The 22,987-nt window shown below is 54.3% G+C and carries 25 protein-coding genes; 13 read left to right on the top strand and 12 right to left on the bottom strand.

Translation table 11 applies throughout. The annotated features are described in order from the left end of the window. Nucleotides 1-35: 35 nt before the first annotated feature. Nucleotides 36-1,130, bottom strand: a complete 1,095-nt coding sequence (locus MKX42_RS27310) for a M24 family metallopeptidase (RefSeq protein WP_340756106.1) — start codon at nt 1,128-1,130, stop codon at nt 36-38. A gap of 203 nt (nt 1,131-1,333) precedes the next feature. Between MKX42_RS27310 and MKX42_RS27305 the strand changes: the two genes are divergently transcribed. Both MKX42_RS27305 and MKX42_RS27300 read left to right on the top strand, forming a co-directional pair. Further along, entirely contained in the window at nt 1,334-2,176 is an 843-nt protein-coding gene (locus tag MKX42_RS27305) for an SDR family oxidoreductase (protein ID WP_340756104.1), read from the top strand. A gap of 119 nt (nt 2,177-2,295) precedes the next feature. Next, nucleotides 2,296-2,799, top strand: coding sequence for a GNAT family N-acetyltransferase (locus MKX42_RS27300; protein WP_209991601.1), 504 nt, complete (start codon nt 2,296-2,298; stop codon nt 2,797-2,799). Nucleotides 2,800-2,819: 20 nt separating this feature from the next. On the opposite strand, the gene MKX42_RS27295 is transcribed toward MKX42_RS27300, so the two are convergent. Beyond that, the gene (locus MKX42_RS27295) at nt 2,820-3,173 is read right to left on the bottom strand and encodes a winged helix-turn-helix transcriptional regulator (RefSeq protein WP_340756102.1); all 354 of its coding nucleotides are present in this window, start codon (nt 3,171-3,173) and stop codon (nt 2,820-2,822) included. A 90-nt stretch (nt 3,174-3,263) separates the two neighbouring features. Here MKX42_RS27295 and MKX42_RS27290 point away from each other — a divergent pair, with 90 nt between their 5' ends. The 3 genes from MKX42_RS27290 to MKX42_RS27280 all read left to right on the top strand — a co-directional run bounded on the left by MKX42_RS27290 (nt 3,264) and on the right by MKX42_RS27280 (nt 6,654). Further along, the gene (locus tag MKX42_RS27290) at nt 3,264-3,524 is read left to right on the top strand and encodes a YqkE family protein (RefSeq protein WP_340756100.1); all 261 of its coding nucleotides are present in this window, start codon (nt 3,264-3,266) and stop codon (nt 3,522-3,524) included. A gap of 392 nt (nt 3,525-3,916) precedes the next feature. Then, entirely contained in the window at nt 3,917-5,365 is a 1,449-nt protein-coding gene (locus tag MKX42_RS27285) for an RtcB family protein (protein ID WP_340756099.1), read from the top strand. A 2-nt stretch (nt 5,366-5,367) separates the two neighbouring features. Next, on the top strand, nt 5,368-6,654 hold the full coding sequence (locus tag MKX42_RS27280; RefSeq protein WP_076159168.1) for an ATP-binding protein: 1,287 nt from the start codon (nt 5,368-5,370) through the stop codon (nt 6,652-6,654). A 264-nt stretch (nt 6,655-6,918) separates the two neighbouring features. Here MKX42_RS27280 and MKX42_RS27275 read toward each other — a convergent pair whose 3' ends face one another. Both MKX42_RS27275 and MKX42_RS27270 read right to left on the bottom strand, forming a co-directional pair. Beyond that, entirely contained in the window at nt 6,919-7,782 is an 864-nt protein-coding gene (locus MKX42_RS27275) for an IS3 family transposase (RefSeq protein ID WP_339311273.1), read from the bottom strand. Between the two features lie 11 nt (nt 7,783-7,793). Beyond that, nucleotides 7,794-8,111 (bottom strand): transposase, encoded by a 318-nt coding sequence (locus tag MKX42_RS27270; RefSeq protein WP_340750981.1) that lies wholly within the window; start codon nt 8,109-8,111, stop codon nt 7,794-7,796. A 385-nt stretch (nt 8,112-8,496) separates the two neighbouring features. On the opposite strand from MKX42_RS27270, the gene MKX42_RS27265 reads away from it, so the two are divergent. The 5 genes from MKX42_RS27265 (at nt 8,497) to MKX42_RS27245 (ending at nt 12,091) form a co-directional block, all read left to right on the top strand. Then, the gene (locus MKX42_RS27265; protein ID WP_340756097.1) at nt 8,497-9,000 is read left to right on the top strand and encodes a sigma-70 family RNA polymerase sigma factor; all 504 of its coding nucleotides are present in this window, start codon (nt 8,497-8,499) and stop codon (nt 8,998-9,000) included. Continuing rightward, complete coding sequence (locus MKX42_RS27260) at nt 8,993-10,201, top strand: anti-sigma factor (RefSeq protein ID WP_340756094.1); 1,209 nt, start codon at nt 8,993-8,995, stop codon at nt 10,199-10,201. The genes MKX42_RS27265 and MKX42_RS27260 overlap by 8 nt, the downstream gene beginning before the upstream one ends. Nucleotides 10,202-10,378: 177 nt before the next feature. Next, nucleotides 10,379-10,885, top strand: coding sequence for a metallophosphoesterase family protein (locus MKX42_RS27255; protein ID WP_340756092.1), 507 nt, complete (start codon nt 10,379-10,381; stop codon nt 10,883-10,885). 12 nt (nt 10,886-10,897) lie between these two features. Beyond that, nucleotides 10,898-11,359, top strand: coding sequence for a GNAT family N-acetyltransferase (locus MKX42_RS27250; protein ID WP_340756090.1), 462 nt, complete (start codon nt 10,898-10,900; stop codon nt 11,357-11,359). A 21-nt stretch (nt 11,360-11,380) separates the two neighbouring features. Next, the gene (locus MKX42_RS27245; protein WP_340756088.1) at nt 11,381-12,091 is read left to right on the top strand and encodes an HAD family hydrolase; all 711 of its coding nucleotides are present in this window, start codon (nt 11,381-11,383) and stop codon (nt 12,089-12,091) included. Between the two features lie 94 nt (nt 12,092-12,185). On the opposite strand, the gene MKX42_RS27240 is transcribed toward MKX42_RS27245, so the two are convergent. Beyond that, on the bottom strand, nt 12,186-13,298 hold the full coding sequence (locus tag MKX42_RS27240) for an FAD:protein FMN transferase (protein ID WP_340756087.1): 1,113 nt from the start codon (nt 13,296-13,298) through the stop codon (nt 12,186-12,188). 214 nt (nt 13,299-13,512) lie between these two features. On the opposite strand from MKX42_RS27240, the gene MKX42_RS27235 reads away from it, so the two are divergent. Together MKX42_RS27235 and MKX42_RS27230 are read left to right on the top strand one after the other, a co-directional pair. Beyond that, nucleotides 13,513-14,085, top strand: a complete 573-nt coding sequence (locus tag MKX42_RS27235; RefSeq protein ID WP_340756085.1) for a TetR/AcrR family transcriptional regulator — start codon at nt 13,513-13,515, stop codon at nt 14,083-14,085. Between the two features lie 201 nt (nt 14,086-14,286). Next, a complete protein-coding gene (locus MKX42_RS27230; RefSeq protein ID WP_340756083.1) occupies nt 14,287-16,041 on the top strand; it encodes an SGNH/GDSL hydrolase family protein in 1,755 nt (584 codons plus the stop codon). Nucleotides 16,042-16,177: 136 nt separating this feature from the next. Here MKX42_RS27230 and MKX42_RS27225 read toward each other — a convergent pair whose 3' ends face one another. Beyond that, nucleotides 16,178-17,110 (bottom strand): glycosyltransferase family 2 protein, encoded by a 933-nt coding sequence (locus tag MKX42_RS27225; protein WP_340756082.1) that lies wholly within the window; start codon nt 17,108-17,110, stop codon nt 16,178-16,180. 256 nt (nt 17,111-17,366) lie between these two features. Here MKX42_RS27225 and MKX42_RS27220 point away from each other — a divergent pair, with 256 nt between their 5' ends. Beyond that, on the top strand, nt 17,367-18,092 hold the full coding sequence (locus MKX42_RS27220) for a DsbA family oxidoreductase (protein WP_340756080.1): 726 nt from the start codon (nt 17,367-17,369) through the stop codon (nt 18,090-18,092). Between the two features lie 295 nt (nt 18,093-18,387). On the opposite strand, the gene MKX42_RS27215 is transcribed toward MKX42_RS27220, so the two are convergent. The 6 genes from MKX42_RS27215 to MKX42_RS27190 form a co-directional block, all read right to left on the bottom strand. Further along, nucleotides 18,388-19,968, bottom strand: coding sequence for an oleate hydratase (locus MKX42_RS27215; RefSeq protein WP_340756079.1), 1,581 nt, complete (start codon nt 19,966-19,968; stop codon nt 18,388-18,390). Nucleotides 19,969-20,129: 161 nt separating this feature from the next. Further along, the gene (locus MKX42_RS27210) at nt 20,130-20,699 is read right to left on the bottom strand and encodes a TetR-like C-terminal domain-containing protein (protein WP_340756077.1); all 570 of its coding nucleotides are present in this window, start codon (nt 20,697-20,699) and stop codon (nt 20,130-20,132) included. Between the two features lie 25 nt (nt 20,700-20,724). Continuing rightward, nucleotides 20,725-21,120: a hypothetical protein gene (locus MKX42_RS27205; RefSeq protein WP_340756075.1), complete on the bottom strand. Its 396-nt coding sequence runs from the start codon at nt 21,118-21,120 to the stop codon at nt 20,725-20,727. A gap of 24 nt (nt 21,121-21,144) precedes the next feature. Next, the gene (locus MKX42_RS27200; protein WP_340756073.1) at nt 21,145-21,669 is read right to left on the bottom strand and encodes a hypothetical protein; all 525 of its coding nucleotides are present in this window, start codon (nt 21,667-21,669) and stop codon (nt 21,145-21,147) included. Nucleotides 21,670-21,727: 58 nt separating this feature from the next. Next, nucleotides 21,728-22,699 carry an RluA family pseudouridine synthase gene (locus tag MKX42_RS27195; RefSeq protein ID WP_340756071.1) on the bottom strand — a complete coding sequence of 324 codons (972 nt, stop codon included), beginning with the start codon at nt 22,697-22,699 and terminating at the stop codon, nt 21,728-21,730. Nucleotides 22,700-22,781: 82 nt separating this feature from the next. Beyond that, on the bottom strand, nt 22,782-22,967 hold the full coding sequence (locus MKX42_RS27190; RefSeq protein WP_340756069.1) for a CLC_0170 family protein: 186 nt from the start codon (nt 22,965-22,967) through the stop codon (nt 22,782-22,784). Between the last annotated feature and the right edge of the window lie 20 nt (nt 22,968-22,987).

The raw sequence follows: 22,987 nt of genomic DNA, 5'->3' as shown, positions 1-22,987 counted from the left end.
CGCTAACTTGAAGCTTCCTGAACGCTCAGCAAAAATTACAGATTAAGCACAGTCCATTCTTTGGGGAAGCTGGTCAGCGTCTGCGGACCTTCGGCGGTGACAAGCACATCATCCTCAATGCGCACACCGCCGAGACCCGGCACATAAATTCCCGGCTCTATGGTGAAGACGTTGCCGTTCTGGATAATATCCGTATTCAGCCCGTGCAGCGAAGGATATTCATGGGTGTCCATGCCCAGCCCGTGTCCGACACGGTGCATGAAGTACTCCCCGTAACCTGCGGCGTCAATCACATCACGTGCCGCCTTGTCGACAGAACCGAAGGTTGCTCCGGCCACGGATGCGGCAATGCCCGCTTCATTGGCGGCAAGCACAGTACTATATATATCACGCAGTCTGCTGTCCGTTTCTCCCACCGCGAAGGTGCGGGTGATATCGGATGCGTAGCCTCCTGCATACACACCCAGGTCGAACATTAGCAGGTCGCCCGGCTGAATAAGGCGTTCGCCCGGTACGCCGTGCGGAAGGGCCGTGTTCGGACCGGACAGCACCATCGTGTCGAAGGAGGGGCCGGAGGCGCCGACTTTTTTCATCAGATACTCCAGCTCCGCTACCAGTTCAATCTCGCTGACTCCGGCTTTGACATGCGCCAGACCCAGACGGAGAACCTCCTCCACCAGCTCGGCGGCATGCTTCATGATACGCACTTCCTCCGGAGTCTTGACCGCGCGCATCGCCCGGAGCAGATGGCCGATATCCTGGTAGGAACCGGCGGCGACCGCTTCTGCGAGGAGTTCATACCGGCTGACGGAGAAGTGTTCCTTCTCGATGCCGATGCTGCCCGGACTAACACTGCCGAAGCGTGACTTCAGCAGAGCGTACGGGTTGTCCGTGTCGCTGTGTGTCAGAATCGTCTTCACCGAGGAGGCGGCATGCGCGGCTTCGGCGTCCAGCGCCGGAACGATCAGCACCGGTTCTTCACCCCGGATTAGCAGCAGGCCCAGAAAACGTTCATGCGGGTTGCTGGCAAAGCCCGTCAGATAGTACACATGCTTGGGATCGGTTACGAGCAGGGCATCCAGGCTTGCGGCTGTCATGTCCTGCTCCAGTTGTTGCAGAGCTGCATTCATTTCAATAGTTCCCCTTTCATCTACACGCTTGAACAGCAATGTTCCTATTATAATTCATAATCCTGAAGCCTGCACATCCCGGACGAAGACTATGTTAACTCTCTGAAATGATGTAACATGAGCTTAGCGCATATACTCGGATATGGAGTAAGGTTAGGCCGGTGCTTGAGCTATGCCGGCCGGCGAGGAAGGGGAGGATGTCTATGCAAGGCAAAACCGTGCTGATCACCGGTGCGAACTCCGGGATGGGGCTGGCTACAACCGTAGAAATGGCCCGCAGGGGAGCAACTGTCATTATGGCCTGCCGCAGCCTTAAGCGGGGAGAAGAGGCACTTGCCGAAGCGGTGCGGCAGAGCGGCTCCAGCCAGATCCGGCTGATGCTGTGCGATCTCGCTTCCTTCGATAGCATTCGGGCTTTTGCCGGGGAGTTCACTGCCGAATATCCGGTACTGGATGTTCTGATCAATAACGCAGGGGTGGTCGCGCTGAAGCGTGAGCTGACAGCAGATGGCTACGAGTTGGATCTGGGCGTGAATCATCTGGGGCATTTTCTGCTGACCCGCCTGCTGCTGGATAACCTCAAGGCTGCTGCTCAGGGCCGGATTGTGGTTGTGGCTTCGGGAGCCTATAAGCTTGGGAAGCTGTATCTGGAGGACCATACGTTATCCCGCGGCTTCAATCCGGCGAAGGCGTACGCCCGCTCCAAGCTGGCGAATATTCTGTTCACCCGTGAGCTGGCTGCACGTCTGAAGGATACCCGGGTTACTGTGAATTGTCTGCATCCGGGGGCGGTGGGGACGAGTATCGGGGTGAACCGGGAGACCGGCTTCGGGCGCGGAGTGCTGAAGCTGCTGTCCCGCTTCTTCCTGACGCCTGAGCAGGGGGCAGATACGGCCATCCTGCTGGCGACTGCGCCGGAGCTGGACGGGGTAAGCGGGCAATATTATTACCGCCGCAAGATCAAGGAACTGACGCCACGGGCGGAGGATACAGAAGCGGCCGTACAATTATGGAAGTGGAGTCTGGAGCAGACAGGGCTTGAGTAATGCTGCTTCTGTAGCGTTGTTTCAGCAGTGCTGCAACTATAGAGCTGCTGCGTAATAAGACCGGCTTGGAGTATAATTACTCTACGGATGCTCATACCACAATTAGGAGGACATACAGCATGGATTGGCAGGCTTACAGTATAGAGGATGCAGTAATAGAGGATTTGGAAGCAATTGTGGAGATCTATAATTCGACGGTTGCCGGAAGAGTGGTAACTGCGGATCTTGAACCGGTTAGCGTGGAGGAACGGGTGGGATGGTTCCATGAGCATAGCAGCCATCACAGGCCGCTGTGGGTACTGAGACAGGGCGGCGAAATCGCGGCCTGGTTCAGCTTCCAGTCATTCTACGGACGTCCGGCTTATAATGGAACAGCAGAGATTAGTGTCTATGTAAATGAGAAATTCCGCGGCAGCGGTGCGGGAAGTATTCTGCTCGCCAAGGCAGTGGAGGAATGTCCGCGCCTTGGGCTGCAGAATCTGGTCGGGTTCGTATTCGGCCATAATGAGCCCAGCCTCGCCCTGCTGCGGAAGTTCGAATTCAAGGAGTGGGGACTTCTGCCGGGAGTCGCGGTGCTTGACGGCATCCCCCGCGATCTGGTCATCATTGGCCGCAAGCTGTAAATATATAAAAAGACAGTCCTTTATTGAGGTTGCGGAGGAGGGCTGAAGGCGGAACGGCATTCCTCTTCCGTAATCCAGGATTCCGACCAGACCTGAAGATCGCGGATGACGGATTCCAGCGCCCGGCCTTTGCCTGTAAGCGAGTACTGGATGCGGACGGGGGTCTCAGGGAACACCTCGCGCAGTACGATGCCTTCCTGCTCCAGCTCCTTCAGCCGTTCGGACAGCAGCCTGCCGCTGACAGGCAGCGAGGACTCAATTTCCCCGAAGCGCTGGGGGCCCAAGAGCAGCTGATAGATGATTAAGCCCGTCCAGCGTCTGCCGATAATATCCATGCTTTTTTGTAATCTTGGACATAACTCTGTGGATTTCATTAGGCTCACCTCTTACTGTACATTATAAACGAATTTCCCTGTACCTAAAACAAATTTGAAGGATTATAGCCGCATGAAAGGATGATTCCCATGGCAAAAAAGAAGAAGAATACACCGGCCCCGCGCCCTGCGCAGGCGGATGCCCCGGCAACCCTGAAGGATATGCTGAGCGGTGAGGTTCTGGAGAAGCTAAAGGCGCAGTCCGATGCGCTCAAGGCAGAAGAACGTGACAAGAAAGAGGCTGTTCTAAAGGCAGCTGAGGATAAGCGGAAGGCGGAGCAGAAGCGGCTGGAAAACGATTTCGGCCACCTGCTGGAGAACAGCAATCAGGACTGGTCCAAATTTAAGTAAAATAATTCTTTCCCAGAATCAGGGTTGACAATCTGCTGCAAGGCCATATATTATTGGGTTTATCATTTAGAGAAGGGAGGCTGACGGGTCATGATTGGAACAAATAAACGGAACAGACAGCAGGATCACCTGACAACCGCATATGTACGATCTGATCTCATCGCCTTCGTCCGGAAGACATAATGCGCAGGGTATTGCTGCTGATGTCTGAACTGAATACAGGTGTGCTTTGAACAGGTGCAAGCTTCAACGGGAAGCTGCACTTAGCGCGCCGGGAGCCGCATGATCAGAACTGGTCTGCGGCTCTTTTTTGTGTACCTGGAAACTCGAAATTTGCTGGACTCCTATGGAACCAAACCAGAAACCCAACCTGAGAGGAAATGAAAATAGATATGAATAGCATGAAGTACCAAGCGGAGGAGATATCCCGCTATAAACATGAGGTGGCCCTTCCGGGCGGCGACCTCAAAATCTACGCCAGTGAGCAATTATTCGGCACGCTGGATTACAAGGTCCTGGAGATGGCTAATAATAATCTGCAGATTCCCGGCATCGAGTATATGAGCTATACCCCGGATGTGCATGTCGGCGTCGGAACCTGCATTGGTACAACCGCCGTCTGGGATGCCGAATCAGGCTATGTGTCGCCATCCATTGTGGGCAGCGATATCGGCTGCGGGATGCGCGTGCATCTAACCAACCTGCATATGGATGATCTGCGTGAAGTGAAGCTGCGCCGCAAGCTGGTCCGCGCCATTGAGAAGTATCTGCCGATGGAAGCCCAGCAGCGCGGCCATTACAGTGATATCCGTCTGGAGAATATCGTACGCAAGGGACTGCACGGCCTGCCGAACAAATATATCCCGGACAGCTACACGCCGAAGAAATCAAGTGCTCTATCCCACGTGGAGATCAGCAAGCTCGGCTTCGATGAAGAGATTCTGAATGAGCTGCCTGACCTGGCCTGGCACCGGGGCCACCGCCAGCTCGGAACTCTTGGCGGCGGCAACCATTTCGTGGAGATTCAGGCGATTGAGATCGCAGAGGAGCAGCGGGAAGTAGCCGAAGCCTGGGGGCTGAAGGACGGGCAGATTGCCGTGATGATCCACTCCGGCTCACGGGCCTGGGGCGGCATGGTCAATCAGTTCTGCACCCCGGCGTTCGCCAAGGTCATGGGCCAGCTGGGGCTGGGCAGCGCTGATCCGCGCCTGATCTATGCGCCTTTGGCGCATCCGCAGGCACAGCGCTATGTTAATCTGATGTACTCGGCATTGAACTATGCGGTGGTGAACCGTCATCTGATCGCTTATGGAGTCCGTGAGGGCTTCCGGGACGTCTTCGGCACGAAGTGCGAGCTGCGTACCCTTTACGATCTGATGCACAATTACGCCTGGGAAGAGAAGACTTCCTCAGGCAGCAAGTTCGTCCACCGCAAAGGAGCCACCCGCGCTCTGCCTGCGGAACATGCGGATAATCCGCGCCCTTATGCGGAGACCGGACATCCGGCGCTGATTCCCGGCTCCATGGGTACGGCATCCTATATCATGGTCGGCCAGCCCGGCGGGGAAGAGAATTATTATTCCATCTGCCATGGTGCAGGACGTATCCGCTCCCGCTCGGCTACCAAGCGGCTGGTGAGTGTCCAGGAATTCTCCCGGTCGATGAAGGTGGGAACGGAAGATGAGATTGTTGTGAACCAGCATTCCCTGGAATCTATTATTGACGAATCTCCCCAAGCCTATAAGAATGTAGATGAGATCATAGAAAGCGTTACGGGCGCCGGCCTGGCTGCCGTGGTGGCCAAGTGCAAGCCGCTCGCAGCGATAAAGGGGACAAAATAAGGATGGAGCAGGAGAACAAGAAACCGGCTGTAATCTATGAATATGATGAAGAAAGAGCTGGAATTATCAAAGGCTACGATGTGTACGCCCGTCTGGTGGACGGCATCCTTGAAGCCCTCTACACCCGGTACGGTGTCCGTTATGAGCTGTATGCCAGCGATGATCCCAACAGCGAATACTGGAAGCTGCTGGAGAACGATGTGCAGAGCGGGAATGCCGGTGTGGAGCATGTGGCGCGGATTTTTGACCGTCTGGAGGACCGGACCTTCGTGTTCGATGATGAGAAGGAGCAGCCGGAGTATCATATCCATCTGTCGGTCCGAAATAATGTGCTCGCTTATCCGGCGATGGGCATTGCCCTGGCACGGGTTCCGGTGTTTCAGGAGAACGGGATTAACTTTCAGGATTATGTGTTTGCCGCATCGGACGCGCAATTGCAGTTCTTCCTTGGCAATGTGCGCAAGCGTCAGCGGGAGCAAAATATCAACAAGGTGACAGTGTTCACCGACCGGCGCAACGGGATTTCCCGGGAGGATGAGCCGATTACGCGTGCGGTTAGGCGTGAAGAGGTGATTTTGGATGCCGGTATCAAAAAAGAGATCTACCGCTCGCTCGACCAGTTCTTCGACAGCGACCGCAGCTTCTATGTAACCTATGATATCCCGTACAAGCGGGGGATTCTGCTCTACGGGCATCCGGGCAACGGTAAGACCACGCTGGTCAAATCCATTGCCGGAAGCGTGCCGGGACCGGTGCTCTATTGGCAGATTACAGAGTATACGAGCAGCGAATCAGTGAATGAGGTATTCGAGGCTGCGGCCCGGCTGGCGCCGATGGTGCTCGTGATTGAGGATATCGACTCCATGCCGCAGGAGGTGCGCTCCTTCTTCCTGAACACGCTGGACGGGGCCACCTCCAAGGAGGGAATCTTCCTGATCGGCACGACCAATTATCCGGATAAAATCGACCCGGGTCTCATGAACCGCGCCGGGCGCTTCGACCGGGCCTATGAGATCAAGATGCCAAGCGAGGCGCTGCGCCTTGAATATCTGCAGCTGCGCGGCTTCTCTGCCTTTGCAGGTGAGGAAGGCACAGCCACTGCTGCGCGTCTGACCGGGGATTTCTCCCTGACCCAGCTCGGCGAGCTGTATGTCAGTGCTGCACTGGAATGGCATGAGAACGGCACGGCAGATGTGGAGCTTCTTGTGCGCGGCATGCGCGGCGAGCTGGACAAGGGCCGCAAACGGGAATGGATGAAGGACGCTTCGTCCAGCATCGGCTTTTATTGAACAAGATACGTGGAGAGCAGGCTGCCAGCGCGAATGAGGCTGGGGAATGAATCGCCAGAGTTAGCATACAGGGGGCCGGGAGGCTCCCTTTGTGCTGGATTTGAGCTCTGCCGCCGTTACTGGCTGCTGGGCTTCGGTGTTTATAATTTAGAGGTTTCGGGGTTATCTGGGGAGTTATGCGGACACAGAGGACGTTATTTGGCGAAAAAGATGCCTTTTCTGCTCGTAACGGACTCAGTGGACTTCTGTCAAGAAAGTAGACTGTTACGCAACGGATTTTTTAGTGAATTGCTTAGCAAAGCGGGCGGGGGAAAGATACCCCAGTGAGCTGTGCATTCGCTTGCGATTGTAATAGAACTCAATGTATTGGAAAATAGCATCATATGCCTGTTCCGGGTTTTTGAAGCGCGGATTACAGTAGATGAGCTCTTTCTTTAAAATACTGTGCCAAGACTCAATGCAGGCGTTATCGTAACAGTTTCCTTTACGGCTCATGCTGGATTTCATGTGGTATGTCTTTAGTTGGTCGACATATTCTTTTGAGGTATATTGAGACCCTCGGTCAGAGTGGTGCAGTAGGCCCTCGCCGGGTCGCTTCGCCGTGTACGCCGCCTGCAGCGCGTCTAAGACCAGGCTCGTCTCCATATGGTTATACAGCCGCCACCCTACAATTTCTCGCGTGCATAGATCCATGACGCTAGCTAGGTATAAGCGACCTCCACGACAAGGGATATACGTGATGTCGGTGACCCATACGGTATTGGGCTTAAGCACCTTAAACTCTTGGTTCAGTGTGTTTGGTGCAATGGGATTATTATGCTTGGAATCGGTCGTCTGCACTCGGTATGGCTTAGATACAATAGAGCGGAGCTTCATTTCTCGCATGTACACACTCACTGTGCGTTCCGTGACCGTATAGCCTTCCTGATGCAGCAGGCGGGTGATCTTCGGACTTCCATACCGTTTTTGATGGTCGTCAAAATGGTACCGGATTCGCTCCATAACAGCAGCCTTGCGGAGGGCTTGCACACTGGCTTTGGCGTTCAGCCACTTGTAATATCCGCTCCTGGATACCTGTAGGGTACTGCACATCTTCTCCAAGCGAAATGCGGAGCGATGGTCCTTCATAAACTGGAATCTTAATTCCTTGGTTTGCTGAAGATGTGCACTGCTTTTTTTACGATTGCCAATTCTTCCTCTGTATCGGCAAGTCGACTGTCTTTCTCTTGGAGCTGACGGCGCATCTCTTGGAGCTCGGCTTCGAGTTCCCGTACCCGATCCATACTGGCTACCGGTTCATTCTTTAGCTCCCGGTATTTCCCCATCCACTGGTGCAGCGTACTTTTCGGAATGTCCAGCTCTTGCGCGATGTCCCCTATGCTCTTCGTCTGCTCTTGAATGAACTTTACCGTTTGCTTCTTATATTCTTCGTTGTACCGTTGTCGTTTTTCTCCCATAGGGATGCACCTCCGTTGCCCTTATTATCCCTCCGTCCGTTAACTGTCGTCTACTTTCAATTCTAATCCCACAGGAGTCCCTATATTGTATTGTGGAGCGTAAAAGGAGGCCGGAGAAGGGACTTAATGGCATCTGAGTCCGCCAGACATGCGAAATGCTGTGTTCCGGCCAAATAAGAGATCTCCAGTCCGCAACGGGAGTGGAAGGGGTCGCTCGCCCCCGCACATCGCCCCTCGGCCCATTGCAACCTAGCGGATTCTGCACCACTGCCCCCTCCGGGGAAGAAGGACTTTGCTTGCGGGCAAAATGGATGATTTCAGGAAATTTTGTGCTGGAATGTAACTTTTCGCATTCTCATACGTGGATGGAGTAAGGGGGGAGGAGATGGAGCCGAATTCGCTGGATGAACTATATGAACAATATGTTGCTGACATCTACCGTTATCTGCGCTCCCTCTGCCAGGACCATCATGCGGCTGAAGATTTGATGCAGGATACCTTTTACCGGGCGTATCTGTATCTGGAGGATTGCCGGGAGGAGCGGATTAAGCCGTGGCTGTTCCGGGTCGCATATAATGCATTCGTGGATTATACGCGCAAAGAGAAGCGGAGTGAGGCAAAGGAAGGCACTTATTTCAGCAGTCTGCCCCACCCGGAGACGACGGAAGGCACTCTGCTGAAGCAGGAACGCTGGGAGGAAGCCGCGCGGGCGCTCAGCCAGTTGCCGGAGGGGCAGCGTCATGCCCTGCTGCTGCACGATGTACACGGACTGAGCTATAAGGAAGCCGCTGACATTATGGGGGTGGGCTTGTCCCAATACAAGATACTCGTATTCCGCGCCAGGCAGAAGCTGCGTGAGGCGGATCGGAGGAGGAATGAGCATGAGTGAGGAATTCAAAGAGAAGCTGCGCCGGTACAGTGAGGGCACGCTCCCGGAGGAAGAGCATGAGGAGCTGGAGAGTGAGCTTGCGAAGCTTGAGGCGTATCAGCTGTATCTGGAGGAGCAGATGGAACGGGAGGAGCAGGACGGGCCGGCCACCGGGAGTTGGACCAAGACGGATGGGCAAGGAAGCGCAGCTCCAGGGTTGAAGAAGGCGAAGAAGAAGCGAAGAGAGAAGTCCATTATTCGCCGGGGCAAATGGAAGGCACGGATCAGCAACACGTTAACTGTATTTTCGATGTTTCTGCTATTTACGGTCATCAGCAGCATTATTACAGCAGTCTTTTACAGCACCGGAGAGCGTGGTGACACTTACCGTGATGTGGTAGAATCAGCGGTTGCTGTTACCCGTCCCAACACTACGGTACGGCTGTCATCGGCTGCGCATTATTTTTTCCGGCTGGAGTTATCAGGGAATTTGCTGAAGCAGGTGGGCGGCGAGAGCATACAGGTGGGCAGCTATACCCAGGATCTCCATCTCGGACTGGCCAATATTGGTAAGTTTAATTGGATGGATGAGCGGAACGGGTCTGGAAAAGTGTTCTATTATCCGTCTGCGGAGGGGACTGCCGGGGGAGGGGATGATAATAATCAGTGGAAGAGGCTTGCGAAGCTTCCTGAAGGTACGGTTGCCGAGGCATATCTGTCACTCGGCCATTTATATACCACAGATGAGCTGCTGAAACAACTGGAGCCGCTGAACCTTCAGCCTGTCTGGTTCGGTGCCGATACCGGAACCGGGATTCGTGATGATGTGGTCATATATCCGCTTGGATTCCCCTATCAGCCTATGTGGCACGCTGATGATATGAAGAAATCCGCGGTCACCAAGGAAAAAACAGGCTGGTTCAGCTCCACCTCCTCTTACAGCAGCGTGTCGCCTTCAATTGAGGCATATGGTAGCGGAGCCGTGCGGGATGCCAATTTCATCAAGACCCTTAAGCTGCTGCAGCAGCATCAGACACTCGCTGGCAGAGCGGTGTATATCAATCAGTTAGATGCCTCCGTAGCCTATCTGGAGCAGAACGGAGTGAAGCTCTATGGAGCCGTTGTCACCGGGCCGGTCAAGGAGCTGCTGAAGCTGCGTGAGGCTTCATGGGTGAGTCACCTCCAGGTGGGGGAAGTACGGCTGTGGAACTGGACGGAGTGAGGATTGTGATGGAAAATGGCTGAAGGATCAGAGGACGGTGATCTGCAGCTTCAATTTGCATTCCCGCTTCAGAGCATCGTACAATGATAGAACGTAAACTTGGATTTGAACATAAAAATGGCTGGGAACCGCAGTTATCGCGCTTCTTAGCCATTTTGAATAAGGAGGAGAATGCAGATGAAGATTGGAGTGGTCTCGGATACCCATCTCTCAAGCAGGGCCAAGGGGCTTCCATCCGTGCTTATCAAGGAATTCAGCCAGGTAGATATCATTCTGCATCTGGGCGATTGGGTGTCGCCGGAGATTTATGAACTGCTGGCCGAGCTTGCCCCGGTAGAGGGGATTGCCGGGAACAACGATGGCTATGAGATTATTGAGCGCTTCGGGGAGAGTAAGATTCTTACGCTAGAGGGCATGCGCATCGGAATGATTCACGGACACGCACCGTATTCCCGCAAGGGAACGGATGGGAATGCGCTGCTGGCCTTTGAAGGCCAGAAGGTGGACTGCATCCTCTTCGGCCATTCTCACCAGCCGCTGATGCGCCGCGAGAACGGGATTCTGCTGTTCAATCCGGGCTCGCCTACGGACAAACGCCGGGAGAAGCAGTATTCGTTCGGTCTGATGGATATTGAGGACGGTACAATTACCGCCCGTCATGTCTTTTACGATTCCAGGGAATAAGGGGGCGTACCTTTGCTGAATTTTCGCTTTGAACGGGCGGGCCTTGAGGATGTGGAGGAGCTTGCACCGGTATTTGATGAATACCGCAGTTTTTACGGCCAAGCCGCTGACCTGGAAGCTGCCAGGGAATTTCTGACGGCAAGACTGCACCATGAGGAATCGGTTGTCTTCATGGCGGTCGCCGGTGAGGGTGAAGACAGGCAGGTTCATGGATTGGCGCAGTTATATCCTTCGTTCTCTTCTGTCACGCTCCAGCCGGTATGGATTCTGAATGATCTGTTCGTGACGCAGGAGCAGCGGGGACAGGGACTGGGCTCATTACTGCTTGAAGGCGTGAAGGGCTTCGCCCAGGGGACAGGAGCCAAAGGGCTGACGCTGTCCACCATGATGGACAACACAGGCGCCCAGCGTTTATATGAAGCCCATGGATACGTGCGGGACGAGAGCTTTTATAATTATTATTTATATTTCTAAGGCAGGGTTAGGAGAGTTAGTGTGACGGAGACAAACGGTAAGCTGGCTGTGTTTTTTGATCTGGATGATACGCTGTATGACCACCTGGTTCCCTTCCGGGAAGCCGTACGTGAGGTGCTGTCCCCTGAGGAGGACAAGCTGGATTACGCAGAGCTGTTCTACACGGTAAGACATCATAGTGATTTGCTGTGGCCGAAGTATCTGCGCGGGGAGATGGGGCTGGAGGAGACGCGGGTAATGCGGCTGGAGCTGGCTTTTGCCGAATTTGGCTTGCCGCTCTCCGGGGAGCAGGCTGTGCAGATACAGGCCTCCTATATTGCCCGCCAGTATACGATTGAGATGATCGAAGGCGTAGCGGAGCAATTGCAGCGGTTCATTAGCCAAGGCCACCCGGTTGGCATTATCACGAACGGGCCGCAGGAGCACCAGATGGGCAAGCTGCGCGGGCTGGGGATCGACCGGATCATTCCGCCGGAAATGATCTTCATCTCGGATGCGGTCGGTCTGGCGAAGCCGGACCCGGCCATTTTCGCTCATGTTAACCGGGTGACGGGAACGACGCCGGAGAACAGCCTCTATGTAGGCGATACCTGGACCAACGATGTGGTCGGGGCGCTTACGGCAGGCTGGCGGGTCTGCTGGTACAATCCGCGCGGGCGTAAGCCAGGGACGGACCATAAGCCGAGCTATATTTTCACGAATTATAAGGAGTTCGGTGAGCTCCCGCTCTAAACATTCATACAGAAAAGGTGCCCTCCGTGAGTGGAAGGCACCTTTTTGTGTATTTTACCTGGAGGCTACTTAGTCACATCAGCACCAAACTCCGTTAATTAGCGAAGCTATAAGTCGGATCGGTCAGGTTCAACCGTTTTTTCAGCTCAGAGGTGGCATAGATCTTGTTGTCGTCCGTAATGAAGAAGGCCTCAACCTTCTCAGGCAGCGCTTCGAGATATTTCATGCCTTCTTCCAGGCCCATAAGGAACACACCGGTGGAAAGAGCGTCCGCATCTGTCGCATTGGGGCTCATGATAGTGATACTCTTCAGCCCATTCTGGGATGGGAAGCCTGTACGCGGGTCGAGAATATGGTGGTAACGCACCCCGTCCTGCATGAAGAAGCGCTCATACACCCCGGAAGCATCAATGACCTCATCCGTAATTTTAATCGTGCCGAGCTGGGTGCCCCGGCTCTGATCGGGGTCCTGCAGGCCGATGTTCCACTGTGAACCATTAGGCTTATTGCCAAGGGCGATAATGCTGCTGCCGCCGAGATTGATCATCGCGCTGTTCAAGCCCTGAGCCTTGAGATAGTCAGCGATCCGGTCAGCCGCATAGCCTTTGCCGATTCCGCCCATGTCCAGCACCATGCCTTCTTTGGCTAACTTCACCGTCTTCGCGGCTTCATCTACAATAACATCCTTATAGTTGGTTAAGCTGCGGGCCTTGTCAATCGCCGCCTGGTCAGGCACATGATCTCCGCCTTCGCCAATCGCCCAGAGATCCACAAGCGGGCCAACCGTCGGATCATACAGGCCGTCCATTTCCGCGGCATATTTGAGGGAGAGCTTCACGATATCCAGCGTTTCATCAGACACAGCAACAGCTTCCTTACCGGCGGCCTGATTCACTGCGTACAATTCCCCGTTCGTCTTGGTGCGGCTGAACTCGATGTCCATCCGTTCCAGCATGGCTTGAATGTCGTCCATATTCTTCTGCTCCACCGTGTTACCGAACACCTTGATATTCACGACGGTATCATAAATATAAAACGTCTGCTCCAGGGATTTCGTATCGCCGGTTCCAGTAGCAGCAGGGCTGTCTTCAGTCTTGTTATTGCCTACTGTAAGCCAGATTACCACAGCCGCAGCGATAACAACGACGAGCGCGGCCAGAATTACAACGGTTTTTTTGTTCTTAGATGTTTTTTTGATTTCAGACATATTCCACCATCCATACAATTAGTTTCGTGATTGCATCTTTACTATCATACCCCAGAAAGAACGGCAATGGATACTCATTTGGTGACATTTTGTGCGAAAGCGCGGCTTGCCGAAGGGGGAGGCTTGTGATATTTTCAAAATATAAGGCTATACATTATCCTTCTATTTCCCGCTGAAGCCATTTCCACTTGTTTACAGTAAAGGAGCATGACCCATGTCTATTGACCGTAAAGCGTTAATCCTGCAGGCAGCAACCCTGTCCTTTGTACAATTCGGCTATAAAGCTACAACGATGGATCAGGTATCCAGAATCGCCAATGTAGGCAAGGGCACGATCTATACCTTTTTCAAAACCAAGGAAGATCTGTTCGAGGAAATTCTGGACAAGGCCACATCTGAATTAACATCGGTGATGAGCCGTGTGGCTGCGCAGCAAACTTCTTTCGTCCATAAACTGCTTCATCTGCTGGACTCCATTCTGGAATTCCGCCTGGACCATGAGCTGTTCGTGAAGCTGGCCCAGGAGGTACGGGATATCGGTACGGCCCAGGCGCTCGAAGGCGTGAAGCGGATGGAGGGCTATGCGCTGGACTTCCTGCGGCAGCAGATCGAGGAGGCCATCGGGAACGGAGAAGTGAAGGCCTGCGATGCCAGTGTGGCGGCGTTTATGATTCTGCGGATGTATCTGGCGCTGACTACGGAATGGAACAAATCCCATGAGCCGCTGGATCAGGACAAGATCAAAGAGCATATGATTCTGTTCATCTCCACCGGAATGCTGCAATAGAGACAAACTAGCGAATTGTTGTAATAACTAAACAGAGCTTCAGGTTGTACGTTGAGCTGCTCCAGCGCCCCGGGCTATAATGAAATCGTTGATGCAGACTATTATGGCGCAGCTGAAGTCAAGAGCGGCTATGGCGGTGGATGAGAGCTGTCCTGCTCCTGATGGGTGAGAGCGCCTTCAGACAAAGTGAGGCTGATGGATATGGAAAAGTATAGCAGCGGTACCGGGCTTGGCGGGCAGGAGGGTCCGGCGGCACCCCAAGATCCAGTGGAGCGCCGTGACGGCTTCTTCGTTATGTTCGAGACGGCGGTTGAGGCAACCGCCCTGGCGGAGGGCATGCCCTCGCAGGAGGTCCATCTGGAAGGCAATTATCTGATCGATAAGGCCAAATACATAGGCGGGGTTACGGATGAGCAGATGCTGGCGATGCTTAGAGACTGGACCGGCTTCCGCAAGCTGGTGCACAGCATTGGAGTGTCTGTGAAGACGGCGGAGGAAGGGGCTGCGGTCACTTTTCTCATGCAGAACTGGGGCAGAACCAGCAAGTATGAGACCGGTACGCAGCTGCGGGTCCCTTGTCCTGGGGATGGTACAGAAATCATAGTGAAACTGGAGGAGCACGAGTGGTCTGAGGAGGATGTGGCTCCCGGCAAATACGCCTTTGAATTCAGTAAGGAGGGGGAACTGGCGACAGCGAGTATCGTTCTCTACCTGAATGACGGGTACACGGTGCCTGAGCTGACAGCGGAACCTCCCGTAGACTTCGAGTCGCCTGCTTACCGTGCGATGATTGCGAAGTCCCAGCTGCATGCGGGCAATAACCGGCGGCTGAAGCGAGCTATGGACAAGGCAGCAAGCGGCGAGGATGTAACGATTGCTTATATTGGCGGGTCCATCACACAGGGTGCAGGAGCCAAGCCGATCCATACAGAATGCTATGCTTATCAGTCGTACTTGAGGTTTAAGGAGCTATTCAGCAAGGACGGAGGAGAGAACATTCATTTCATCAAGGCCGGGGTTGGCGGGACGCCCTCCGAGCTGGGGATGATCCGCTATGAGCGGGATGTGCTGAGGAATGGCGCAGCCGCTCCTGACATCGTAGTGGTGGAATTTGCTGTGAATGATGAAGGAGACGAGACGAAGGGTAACTGCTTCGAGAGTCTCTGTCTCAAAATCCTGTCTGCCGAAAGCCAGCCTGCCGTCATCCTGCTGTTCAGTGTGTTCGTGAACGACTGGAACCTGCAGGACCGCCTCTCCCCGGTAGGCAGACGCTATAACCTCCCGATGGTCAGTGTCAAAGATGCAGTAACAGAGCAGTTCCGGCTGAGCAAGGCCGAAGGAAATATCATCTCCAAGCGGCAATTCTTCTACGATATCTATCACCCTACGAATGATGGGCACCGCGTAATGGCGGACTCCCTGGGCTACCTGTTCTCCGAAACCGCCCGGGCGGGGATGGATGAAGAGGGGGAGGATACGCTGACGGGAGCGCCTGTGCTCGGCAAAGATTTTGCCCGGGTCCGGCTGTTGGACCGCATAAGTGATCTGGGCAGCGCAGGTACTGCGATTGCTATTGAAGCAGGAGGCTTCGAACGTACGGATGAGGAGCTGCAGCAGGTGGAGATGGATGCCAACCCGTTCGGCACTCCGCAATTTCCGCATAACTGGATGCACACGGCTGCGTCCGGTGAGGATCGCTTCAGGCTGACAATCACCAGCAAGAATCTGATCCTGGTCTTCAAGGATTCGGGCAGCCCGGATGTGGGCAAGGCGGAGATCTATGTGGACGGCAAGCTGGTTCTGACGGCAGATCCGCATGTGAATAGCTGGACGCACTGCAATGCTGTGATTCTGTATAAGAATGAGCAGAGCGAGGAGCATGTGGTGGAGATCCGGATGGCGCCGGAGGATCAGGAGAAGTGCTTCACCATCCTGGGCTTTGGCTATACGGTTTAAGAACCAAGTAGGTAGAAGGTAAAAGGGTGTCACCGGGGCAGCACGAAGCTGCTTCGGGGGCACCCTTTTTGTCCGTCCTGAGCAGGACGGCGTCTCGAATTGTGGTACAGGACTTCTGCGACAGCCCGGAAGCCGCCTAGTCCAGCATGAATTCCCTGTATTTATTCTTGCGGGGATTAAGCACGAACAGAATGCCGCTGGTGTAGCCTGAGACGGCATTAAAATTCCGTTTCAGGGTGGCTTTTGCCGTCAGATAGGTGAGTGTCCAGAGCAGGGCTGCATAATTCTTCACGGGTGCTTTGCGCAGATTCAGCAGATAATAATGATTGACTGCGGTCGCCCGGGCGACCCGGCCTGCCTTGTCGCGCGAGCTGGGCGATTCATGATGCATGATTTTCAGCTCCGGGTTAATCACCAGCTTGCCGTATCTGCTCGCCAGATGGCACATATAGATATCGTCCGCCACTGCATAGCTGGTCATCCAGGGGTACGGCTTCATATCCTGCAGCGCCGAACTGCGGAAGGACATATTGCAGCCATGGAAGAAGTCCGTCTCAAAAATATTCTCCGTCTCCCCCCATAAGAGAAGAGACCCGGCCAGTGTACTTGCCGACAGTCTGCCTGGCGAACCCGACATTTGACAGGTCAGCCTGCCGAGCAGCTTGCCCGACTTGCTGCTGGAGAGACCCTTGGCGATTCCGCCGACCCCAACAATGGACGGATCTGAGGCGTAGGTGTCGAGCATCCGGCGGATATAGAGCGGATCGTCCAGCTCCGCATCGTCATCGAAGCTGAGCAGAATCTCCCCGTCGATGAGCCCGAGGGCCTCGTAGCGGGAGAGCCAGACGCCGGGCTTGGTTTTGCGGTAATAACGCAGGCTGGCATCCGGAAGGCGCCCGAGCACCTCACGGAAATACTCCAGCACCCGTTCTTCGATCTCACCGTCGTCCACGATCAGCAGTTCGATGGAGACATTCTCCAGCCCGGTCTGCGCGCCGATGGATTCAATACAGACGGTCAGATCGCTGATCCGGTTACGCGTGGGAATGACTATAGACAGGTCATGCATGCCGCTGACTCCTTTCGGGACGCCATAGACCGTCCGCTTTGAATTAAAGATGTTGCTCTAATTTTACCTGCCCGGCCGGGCGGACGTATATACCTCTTTCGTTTACTTTTCTCCCGGAAGCCAGCAGAGAAGAGAGTGTGCGGGCATTTAGCGAGCATAGATTGTTCAGAAAGTTTGTTTGTAATTTTCAGTTTTTAACTATATAATAGTAAGTGAATTGCAATACCAATACCATTACCATTCAGGAGGAATTCCCATGAGAATAGATATATGGTCTGATTATGCCTGCCCGTTCTGCTATATCGGCAAAAGACGGCTGGAGCACGCGCTGAGCCAGTTCCCCGGCCGTGACCAGGTGGAGGTCGTGTTCCGCAGCTTCCAGCTGGACCCGAATGCACGCACCGATGAGACGAGAGACATCCATGAGCTGCTGGCCGGTAAATACGGCATGACCCGTGACAAGGCCAAGGAGATGAACGCACAGCTGGCCGAACAGGCGCAGGGTGTGGGTCTGGAGTTCAATTTCGATACGATTCAGTCCACGAATACCTTTGACGCTCACCGTTTAAGCCATTATGCCGCTACTCAGGGCAAGGCGCCACAGATGACCGAACGGCTGCTGCGCGCGTACTTCACCGATTCGCTGAATCTGGGTGACCGTAAAGTGCTGGCTGAGCTGGCTGCGGAGGCCGGACTGGATCAGGCTGAAGTGGCTGCGGTGCTCGACAGTGAGGCTTACGGCGACCGGGTCCAGGCTGACATTGAAGCTGCCCGGCAGCTGAACATCACCGGCGTTCCATTCTTCGTCTTCAATAATAAGTACGCAGTATCCGGCGCACAGCCGGGTCCGGTCTTTACTGAAGTGCTGGATACGGTATGGGCGGAGGAACAGAAGGGCCCAGAGCTTCAGGTGGTCGGTCAGCCAAAGTCCGGGGCTGCACCGTCTGCTGACGGCTGCGATGACGGTTCTTGCAGCATCTAATTGTGATTAGTGGCAGGCTTGAGGTAAACGTTGCAGCTTGCTGGGCCTGGACGAACGGTTCTGGTTACGAACTACAGTTCCGCTAATTGCGCCAAAAGGCTACTTTGGGCGGCTTGCATTCCTGCCGCCACTGGTTTTTCGGGGCAAGTTTGCAACAAATGGACACACGAAACCCCCGCCGCATGACATTCATGCAGCGGGGGTTTTTATTGCTTACAGGGAACACTGGCCCGCCGTCCTCAGATGGCGGGCTGAACGTCCGGGCGGGCAACGCCGCCGCAGCTGGATCAGTCCGTTACCGGAACGAGGTCACCAGACTGGAGAACAGTGTGCGGACATCGTTCTGGTACGCATTGATCGGCTCTACCGGACGGTTCAGGCCGAACAGGGTGTAGACGGCGATGCGGGCGGCACGGACTGAATACTCTTCCGTGAACACGATATCGTCCGGGATCTCGCAGTATTGGCCGATAAAGGCCAGGTTAGTTGAGCCTTCAGGCACCACCCGCGGCCGGTCACTGTTCAGGCGCGGCATGAACTGGGAGGTGATGTACGGCATCATGCAGGGAATACAGTTGGCTGTAGCCATGATCTCTTCCTTATGCGCCTCGAAGTGCAGATGTCCGATCAGCTCCTCCATAATCTCCTCGCCGGTACAGTCGCTCATTTTTTTGTGTACATAATCGCCGACCTTGTCCGGGTACAGGCCATATCCCCAGAAGACCCTGACATGCTCCGGCTGGTTGCGGAAATGCGGCTGGAAGGCCAGCACGACAGACATGAACCAGCTGGAATCCTTGAAGGTAACGAGCGCGCCGGTTCCGGCCCGGTTGCGGGTGAACTTCTCCATAAGGTCGAAGAACTTCGAGTCCTGGAAGGTCACCGTGAAGGATTCCCATTTGGATTCGTCCACATGATCGTCGAAGGAAGAAGGATTGCCGAGCCCCGGCTTTTTCACGGCGATCGTCTCCCACAGCTTCCATGAGCTGCCCTTACCGTTGATCCCGGGAGCAGAGGTCATCGAGCCGAGGCTGGAGCCTTCAGTCATCGAGCCGTTCGTCACAATCACGCGGTCGCCTTCATGAACCTGGATCGTGTCCTCCACGCCATCGCGGATGACCTTCATCGCTGTTACAGTAATGCCATCGCCATCTTTGAATTCGAGATCGGTTACTGTACATTTCAAGGTGAAATCTACGCCCAGCGGCTCCAAATACTGATGCAGCGGCAGAATGATGGAATCATATTGGTTATATGGGGTACGGGTTACGCCTTCAAGTGTTTGAATTCTAGGGAACTCGTGCATGAAGCGGAGCATATAACGCTTGAACTCAACCGCACTATGCCAAGGCTGGAAAGCAAAGGTGGTTGCCCACATGTACCAGAAGTTCGTCGTGAAGAAATGCGGTCCGAACCAGTCGTTAATCCGCAAGGTGCCCAGGGCCGGCTCCGGCGTAATGACCAGCTTGCCCAGGGCCAGGCGGTCTGCCATATCGAAGCCCATGGAGGTGACATCCTGAACCTCCCCCTTGCTGTTGATCAGCCGTGCCTGGCCGCGGGTCGGATTGGACTCGTCGAATTGAACGATTTCTTCCCGCAGCGTCATACCCGGCTGGTCAATGGACGGAATGGTACTTAATAGCTCCCACAGGTTCTCATAGGTCTCATCGTTCAGCATCCGGCCGCCGCGAATGACATAGCCATGCTCTGCATCGCCGGCACCGTCATTGCTGCCGCCAAGGATCTTCATCTCTTCAATAATGTGAATTTTCTGTCCGGGAAAATTGCAGTCTCTAACCAGATAGGCCGCACCCGCAAGGGATGCAATGCCGCCGCCTACGAAATATACCTGCTCGTTACCGTACTCTTTTTTCACTGATTACCGCCTCCATAGATTTGCTTGAATAATGGACCTGAACCGAGTGTAATCCAGTCCCGCCCTGGAGGGTATCATCAAAGCGCTTGATCTGTATAAAATTTGGACATATGGAACAAAGTGTAACGTTTTTGGGCAGAAAAAAAGCCGCATCCCTGAGGTTACGACAAAATGTTCTCATATTTATGCAGCGCCTTTAGGAAGTTCCCTTCAATCAGGACGCTCAGCTTCTCAATCATCGGCCCCGGAGGCTCCTTCATCCCGTCCTGCATCCACTGAATGACCAGTCCGGTGAAGGCCAGTGTGTAAAAGTTGGCGATGAACTGCTTATCCGGCGTCCCGACATCCAGCCCGGCGGCCAGCTCGTTGATGACGCCCATGACGAGATCACTCGTCACCTCGTACAGATACGCATCCAGATGCCTCCGCCCGAGGGAGTCCAAGGTGTTGCAGCAGAACGCCTTATTGTTCTCGATATAGCAGAATATCCGGTAGAATCCGTCGGTCCACGTGCTGTAGCTGCGGTACTCGGCAATGCTCTCGACAGCCTCAGTCTTGTAGATCCAGCCCAGCAAATCATAGATATCCTGAAAATGATAATAAAAGGTCTGCCGGTTCACGCCGCAATCCTCGACCAGATGCCGGACGGAGATTTTGTTCAGCGGAAGATGGGTCATCAGGTCCTTGAGCGAGCGGGCGAGCGCATTTTTGGTCAGCAGGGAATTGGACATAGGGGTCATCAGCTCCTAACAGGAATCAGCGTGTGCGCCAATAGTGTATCAGCAGGCGGCCGCCCTCAGCGATCAGACCCAGAGCGAAGCCGCCTGCTGTAAACAGGCCGAAGGACAGAAAGCCCGCAAGATCCTCGAAGCCCGACATCTCACGGTAGGTATACAGGTACATCAGCAAGAGCCCCGCCACAGTTCCAGCGGTTGAGAAAATCCACACAAGCTGCGCACCCAACCAGCCGAATCCGTTGACTATAACGGAGATTACAATGGCAAGGATGGCCCAGCGCACAGCTAGAATAAGGTTAAAAGGTTCACCTAACCACATGTACCGGTGCAGAATCAGCAATAGCCATAGCAGCAGTGCGTAACCGGCAGACCATGCCAGCCAGCGGCCCGTCCGGGCAGGAGGCAGGAAATTCATTATCAGCTCACCCCATGTATAGCGTTATACCTCTTCCAGTTCTTCGGCGCTCTGCAGCAGGAACTTCAAGAGGTTCGGAAGGTCTTCCATTTGCTCTTCGGTAATTTGCCGTTTGAATTGCAGTTCAACACAGTTATTGTACGTATCGTCCGGCTGTCCATAGCGGAAGCTGAGCGATTGCACAGGCTGGAATTCAGGTCCCCAGATTCCGGTCAGAATCTCTTCAATCGCCAGGCACTGCTCGTTCACATCTTGGATCTCCAGATAAAAGCGTAAGAAAAGACTGCATCCCGGATCGCTGCCAGGTGTCTCCAGAATCTCATCGCCAAGGTCCTTCACTGTGGACTGGAGCAGAATCTCGGACGTCACATTCAGGCCTCCGGTCAGCTTGAACACGAGGCTGAATTCACGCGACATCAGCGCAAGATTGAGCAGATCAGACCGGTCTGTTACGACTAGAACCCCATCCAGATTATCGTAGTCGTAGATCTGGTTCTCCAGGGCGATTTTGATATTGTCAAAAACAGTAGGGTGGAACAAGAGCGGCACCTTCTATCTTTTCTCTATATTATATTATGATCTGCTGTCGGCACTCACAGCTTAGGGATTAGTTCGTAGGTGCCGGTGCCGTGTATTTCAGAAAAGTCTTCGGAATCGCACTCTCAAACGTCAGGATTTCACCGGTGGTTGGATGAACAAACGAGAGCACGCGGGCATGCAGCCCGAGACGGCCGACTGCCTTGGTCTCAGCGCCGTACTTCTTGTCCCCGGCAATCGGATGTCCGATGTCGGACATGTGAACACGGATCTGATTCTTCCGTCCGGTCTCCAAATGCACTTCCAGCAGGGAGAAGTGGCGGTTCGCCTGGATCAGCTTATAGCGGGTTACGGCATGCAGCCCGTCTCCCTCATGCGGACTGGAGTACATCTTCAGCGTGGAGGTCTCCTTCAGCCAGGAGCTGATCGTGCCTTCGGATCTCTTAACGGCGCCTTCCACCAGAGCCACGTAGGAACGTTCCTTGACGGTCTCCTTCCAGCTGTTCTGGAGGGACTGCTGAATCGCCTCGCTGCGGGCAAACATCATGACGCCCGAGGTATCACGGTCCAGACGGTGTACCACATAGACGCGGTTCTTCGGATTGCTCAGGCGGACATGTTCCATCAGCTGGCGGTAAGCCGTCAGTTCATTGTCTTCTCCGGTAGCGATGGACAGGAGCCCCGCATCCTTCTGAATCACGATAATATCGTCATCTTCATGGACAATAGTCAGTCCCAGCATCTCCTTGGCTTCGGCAGGCTTCTCCTGATCAATCGTTACGGTCTGTCCGGGATGGAGCTGATGGTTATGCTTCGTCACCGGCTTGCCGTTCACAGCAACCTGCCCGCGGGAGAGCATGGATTTGATCGAGTTGCGTCCCTTATTCGTAATCGTCTTCAGAAGAAAAGCAAGCAGCTCCGCAGGCTCCGCTACCGTATAGGATTTGGGTGCAGCTGCCGGCTTGGCCGGAGCTCCGGATCTTGCTCCCTGTTTATGGTTAGAGGTTCTGTTCCCCTGATTTCTGGTTCTTCTTGTATTCATGACCGCATTCTCCGTCCTTTAATAGGTTACTCCTCAATATACCATGGGCCGTGAAGAAATACTACGGAAGGTACGGGGGCAGCTAGATATAGAGGAGCAGGCCGATACAGATCATCAGAGAGAGCAGGATATAGCTCCAGGCTATGACCTTTGCGTACTTTTTCTCCCGGTGCCAGCGCCGGTTACTGTAAATTCGGATATCTACAACCAGTAGGAGCAAGGCCGAGAACAACAGCATCCCGGCTAGGCTTCCCAGCAATCGGATCATACGCTTCCTCCTCCATAGGC

This window comes from Paenibacillus sp. FSL R7-0204, from assembly GCF_038002225.1.
Classification (GTDB): domain Bacteria; phylum Bacillota; class Bacilli; order Paenibacillales; family Paenibacillaceae; genus Paenibacillus_AQ.
The sequence above is the reverse complement of the archived record's forward strand: the minus strand, read 5'-3'. Positions and strand labels throughout refer to the sequence as shown.